General features: G+C 39.2%; 7 protein-coding genes. All 7 read right to left on the bottom strand.

Annotated features, from left to right (window positions below; translation table 11 throughout):
- Positions 1-326 (bottom strand): sugar nucleotide-binding protein (locus C5O24_RS10415; protein ID WP_133165531.1); only part of this gene is annotated, 326 nt, incomplete at its 3' end.
- Positions 327-329: 3 nt separating this feature from the next.
- Entirely contained in the window at positions 330-764 is a 435-nt protein-coding gene (locus C5O24_RS10420; RefSeq protein ID WP_107036039.1) for a WxcM-like domain-containing protein, read from the bottom strand.
- Between the two features lies 1 nt (position 765).
- Positions 766-1,839 (bottom strand): polysaccharide biosynthesis protein, encoded by a 1,074-nt coding sequence (locus C5O24_RS10425; protein ID WP_107036038.1) that lies wholly within the window; start codon positions 1,837-1,839, stop codon positions 766-768.
- A 12-nt stretch (positions 1,840-1,851) separates the two neighbouring features.
- Positions 1,852-2,898, bottom strand: coding sequence for a glycosyltransferase (locus C5O24_RS10430; RefSeq protein ID WP_107036037.1), 1,047 nt, complete (start codon positions 2,896-2,898; stop codon positions 1,852-1,854).
- Positions 2,895-3,644 (bottom strand): glycosyltransferase family 32 protein, encoded by a 750-nt coding sequence (locus tag C5O24_RS10435; RefSeq protein WP_107036036.1) that lies wholly within the window; start codon positions 3,642-3,644, stop codon positions 2,895-2,897. Before C5O24_RS10435 ends, C5O24_RS10430 begins: the two co-directional genes overlap by 4 nt.
- Positions 3,645-3,656: 12 nt before the next feature.
- Positions 3,657-4,721 carry an EpsG family protein gene (locus C5O24_RS10440; protein ID WP_107036035.1) on the bottom strand — a complete coding sequence of 355 codons (1,065 nt, stop codon included), beginning with the start codon at positions 4,719-4,721 and terminating at the stop codon, positions 3,657-3,659.
- 16 nt (positions 4,722-4,737) lie between these two features.
- The coding region (locus C5O24_RS14315) for a glycosyltransferase family protein (protein WP_439331590.1) at positions 4,738-5,274 on the bottom strand (537 nt) is incomplete at its 5' end.

Genomic DNA, 5,274 nt, shown 5'->3' on the forward strand with positions numbered 1-5,274 from the left:
GTGCTCATGTGTATAACATGTGTGCCGACTTCATTTGCCACCATTGCAAGAAAATGTGGCAAGTAGCTGTTCAGTAATGTCGCAAGAGCGTGGTTGTTTTCTGCGAACTGGTTGAGAATGCCAATACAATTTATGACAGTGTCGTATTTTCCTTCTTTGATAATTTTCTTTAAGGAAGGAAAGTCGGTAGCGTCACCGGAAATACTATGTTTAAGCAGTTTGGATTTCTGAAAGGCAAATCCTGTAACGTCATGTCCTTGTTCTTGAAGATACAAAGAAATCTGATGCCCAGCCATGCCGTTGCATCCAAGTACCAAAAATTTCATAGTTCAAAAATTAGACCAGTCCATCCACAATTCTGAATTGTATCTCCATGAATCATTGTATGCTTCGGGAATGGGTACATCTGAAAATACCTGAATTATGGATTCCGGGGAATGTGCTTTCAGACAATTAGCATATCCAGCCGGAACACATATAAGCTTGCTTTCATTTTCGTTCAGTTGGAAAACTTGCGGAACAAGATCAGGTGAAGGATTTGTCCAATCGTCTATCTTCACCAAAGCGAGTGTCCATGCGCCTTTAAGACAATAGAACCATTTACGTTCATGCATGTGACCGTGCCATCCGCGGATAATGGATGGTTCGGGATGATGAATGATGTATGTACGCTTTATGTTTTCGAAAAGAAAGTTGTTGAGTGATCGAATTGTGCCACGATGGTCGGTGAATATCTCGCCATCGACGATTTTAACAGTGTCCATTTTATTCTGAACGGATTTCTCGTTTTGTGTCGGCTTCAATCAGTCCAAGGTCAGCCTGGATGAAACGAAGACGCATCAATTGCTCTTTCATTCCATCTATGTCAAGTCTGGTTGTGTTGTGGCTATGATATTCTTCCACAGATGTCAGGGATCCTTCTCCCTCAATGAAGTATTTGTCGTAATTGAGGTCGCGTGTGTCGGCAGGTATGCGGTAGTAATTTCCCATGTCTATGGCTTTCGCCATTTCTTCACGGGTGACAAGGGTTTCATAAAGTTTTTCGCCATGCCTTGTGCCAATTATTTTCACATCTGTTTCGCCATATTTCGGATCGAGTTTAGCATATATCTCTTTCAGGGCTGTCGCTAATGTAGACAGTGTCGCAGCCGGGGCTTTTTGAACAAAAAGGTCGCCATTATGTGCATGAGTAAATGCATAAATAACCAAATCGACAGCGTCATCAAGTGTCATCATAAAACGTGTCATCTCAGGATCGGTAATTGTGATCGGTTTTCCGTCCATCATCTGTTCGACCCATAATGGAATGACTGATCCACGCGATGCCATGACATTTCCATATCGAGTGCAGCAGATTGTAGTCGCAGCGTTGTCACCAAGTTCTCTTCCTTTGGAAATAGCAACTTTTTCCATCAGTGCCTTTGAGATTCCCATGGCGTTGATAGGATAGGCGGCTTTGTCGGTAGACAACACAACAACGTTTTTCACTCCGTGTTCTATAGCACTTAAAAGTACATTGTTAGTGCCTTCAACATTGGTGCGAGTCGCTTCCATAGGGAAGAATTCACAGCTGGGCACTTGTTTGAGTGCAGCGGCTGAGAATACGTAATCAACTCCCCGCATGGCGATGTCGACAGATTCCTTGTTGCGTACATCTCCTATGAAGTATTTCACTTTCTGACTCTGGAGTTTGTGACGCATATCGTCTTGCTTTTTTTCATCTCGACTCAGGATGCGGATTTCTTTTATGTCCGAATCCAGAAAGCGCCTTAAAACAGCGTTTCCAAAAGATCCTGTACCTCCAGTTATGAGAAGAATCTTGTCTTTGAATATTGACATAATATAGTAGTGTTATATGGACGAATGGATTGTGTGGAACAATTCCACCCATCCGGGTCGGTTAGATATATTGAGTTGTGGGAATCGTTTCCCTTTTTCTATATTGTTAATGGCTTCAGCCCATTCATTGGGGTTGTCAAAGGGTACAAACTGCGCTCCCGAATATCCGTTTAATACTTCTCTTGCATATGGTAGATCCGAAGCTATAATCGGGAGTCCGACCATGGCAGCTTCAATAAGTGGCAGCCCGAATGACTCGAGGTAACTTGGATAAACCAATGCGTCAACGGAATTATACCAAGTGAAGATTTCATCGTAGCTGACTTTTCCAAGGTTAACTGTCAGACCAGTATGATCAGGTGCAAATGATACCGTTTCAGGTATGGTAGTGTAAAGAACTGCCGGATGTGATACCAATTGCAGTGCATCTAATATTGTGGCGTGATTCTTATAAAAATGTGCGGTGGCTGGATAAAACAGATTAATCGTATCGGAGGGCAAGTCAATGGTTTCTATGCTGTTTGATTTATTAATGGTTGGCGAGAACACCCTGATTTTTTCTTTCGGATGTCGGAATAGTTGGGAAAATCCTTGTTTGATGTAGTCAAGCTGCACAAACACTGTGACGTTTGTATTAAGTGTGGCTTTTATAAAAAACGGATAGATGTGTTTATATAGCCATAGTTTTAGTTGGCTTTTTTTTAACGGATTCCATGCGTTTTCATAAAAAGGGATAGCCTGATGGAAATATATAAATTGCGGAATACTTTTTTTTAATCGAAAAGCAGTGTTTTGCAATGAAACAGCGGCAATCGGATCAATTTGATGTTGTTTGATCCATCTGTTGATCCCATGCCAATCCCATTTTATACGCTTAAACCAGGTAGTGGTGTCAATTTTTACCAGTTGAATATTTTCATTAGTGTCAGTATCATAAGATGGATCGACAAATATGACATATTCGAATCCGGCAGGGATGTTGGATATAAACTGATCAAGAATGGAACGTGCTCCACTTTCCCTTGCTGCTGTAGCATTTACGATGATGGCTTTTTTCATCGGTTTAATTTGTTTCGAATTTTAGAAACAATATTGTTGACTGCACAAACCGGATGACGGTAATATCTGGCTACAAACAGTATGATGCGTTTTAATATTCCGTGTTTTTCTGATCTCCAACTTCCCTCGCAATGATGAATAGCATACGTTTCGCCTTTAACAATCTCTCCGTTTTTATTGGTGAAATAGTGTGGAGGATATAGTGTCATTTTGTCGGGCAGTTTCTGGAGCATAGGCAAATATTTGAATCCTCTTGATTCGGCAAGTCGAGCAATTCTTATCGTAATGGGAGTTTCATCTAATGTCCCATCTGTTTTCTTGAATTGTAATCGATCGTAGGTTTCAAGACATTCTTTCAAAAAAGGGTGATGTGGTATCGCTCCCATTATTGCAGCCTCAATCGCAATATATCCTGTTGGCTTAAAATATTCTATACCTGAAAAGAATTCATTGTCAAGCAGGTCGTCAAAACTTTTATATACTTGAACATCGGAATCCAAATAAATACCACCATATTTATAGAGTGCGTACAGTCTGAGATAATCTGCTGCAAATGCCCATTTTTTAGCCTTAAGGGCATCTATGGCGAATGAAGCAGTGATCTCGTTCTCAAACTTTTCTTTGTTCCAAAGAATTATCTTATATTCTGGCATTATATCTTGCCATGATTCAATGCATGTTTTTATTGTCTGTGGGTATTCATCTCCACTTAACCAGCATAGGTGGATCTGTTTAGGTATTTTCATTGTTTTTGGATGTTAGAAAAGCCAACTTCGATACGGGATGTACCATTCTGAATATGTGGTAACGATATCAAGATGTCTTACAAATGAACAAAAAGCATAGAAAAAGAAAATAATTGGTTTTAATTTTTTATTTGTCACATATAGGATCATAGGAGCAAGAAGTATTTCAAAGTAATGAAAATAAACTGCGCCTCTAGAAGACATCTGTGGTAAAAAACCAAAGGCTATATACATTATCAGTGACAAGAAGTAGATATTGAAGAAATATGATCCATCAGTTTTGAACTTATTAAATATCCTGTTGGAATAATACAGAGCCAGTGAAAAAGTAATAAGTCGCAACACAACGGCAGCATTCAGGCCAAAATTCTGGCCTGCTTCTTCTGCTATATAAGTATTTAGCTTCCATGCTATAACTGTCGGCATCAGTGCAGAAGCCATAACGAACAGATTATAAAAAAACAGATTGGAACATACAGCTGCAAGCAACCACTTGAGATATGTTTTAATTTTGAGAAATCTTTGTGGAAATAGTTTGACAGCAGTAACTATAATGGCTGAATAATGAAACCCGATGGCGAAAATGAGGTAGATCCAAAATCTACGGTTGTTGCGGTTAACAATCGCCCATAAAGCAATTGATATGGCAAGTGATTGCCTAATCAATCCCATCATGCCACTATACATGAACATTCCGGCAAATAATAGAAGTGAGAAATGAGGATATGGTGAATACTTATATATAAACGGGAATAGAAAGGCAATATTCAAAAATGCCATTATCATGATTACGCTTCTGAACCCGCCTGGAGCGCATATGTTTAATATTGAATACAGAGGTTCTACATAGACGAGTTTAGGGTCTGTAATGTCGGATAAACTGAGGCTTTTCAGGTTGTTGAAAATAGTTCTGTATGGTTCATAATCAAACCCCATTTCCCGGGTTGATACTAATAAAAATATAACGATAGAGAAGCAGACATACATGAATAATTGAAATTTACCATGTCTTGTAATAAACAAGTCAAGGAATGACATCACAATCAGATATCCGTATATAGTGAAGTATATTCCCATCCTGTCTGCTGAGGTGTTATGATTTTATGATGTTGCTTTTGATCTTATAGTAGAAGAATTTCCACTTCGGAACTCCAATGGTGTGGAAAAGTTGAGCATCTCGTGTCCAATTTGTGATCTTACGTTTAAGGACTTCTATGGAACAGGCGTTATTCTGCATACTTTCCAATCCGCATACCTGTCCTTCATGTTGTCGATATAAGTTAAATCTGTTTTCTATACAGAATATTTTGCCGTGTTTTACTGTGCATAGTGCAATCCAGTGATCGTACATTATCCTTTTATTAGATGGTATGGGGAATACATACTGTTTTACGTGATGGTTGAAGATGCTGGTAGCCCCTGCAACTATTGGTGTTGTCATAAGCAAGTTGAAAGTGTTGAATTTCCATGGTTTAATATTGATACTTTTCCAAAGAGAGTCATGTATAACGTTTAGATTCTCATCACAAACAGTCACGTCGTGATGTACTAGAATCGGGATGTCAGGATGTTGGAGTTCTTTGTCGTGCATGGTTTTGATTAAAGTGCCGACTTTGTCGAGAGTCCATAC

The sequence above is a fragment of the Paramuribaculum intestinale genome (genome assembly GCF_003024925.1).
Taxonomy (GTDB): Bacteria; Bacteroidota; Bacteroidia; order Bacteroidales; family Muribaculaceae; genus Paramuribaculum; species Paramuribaculum intestinale.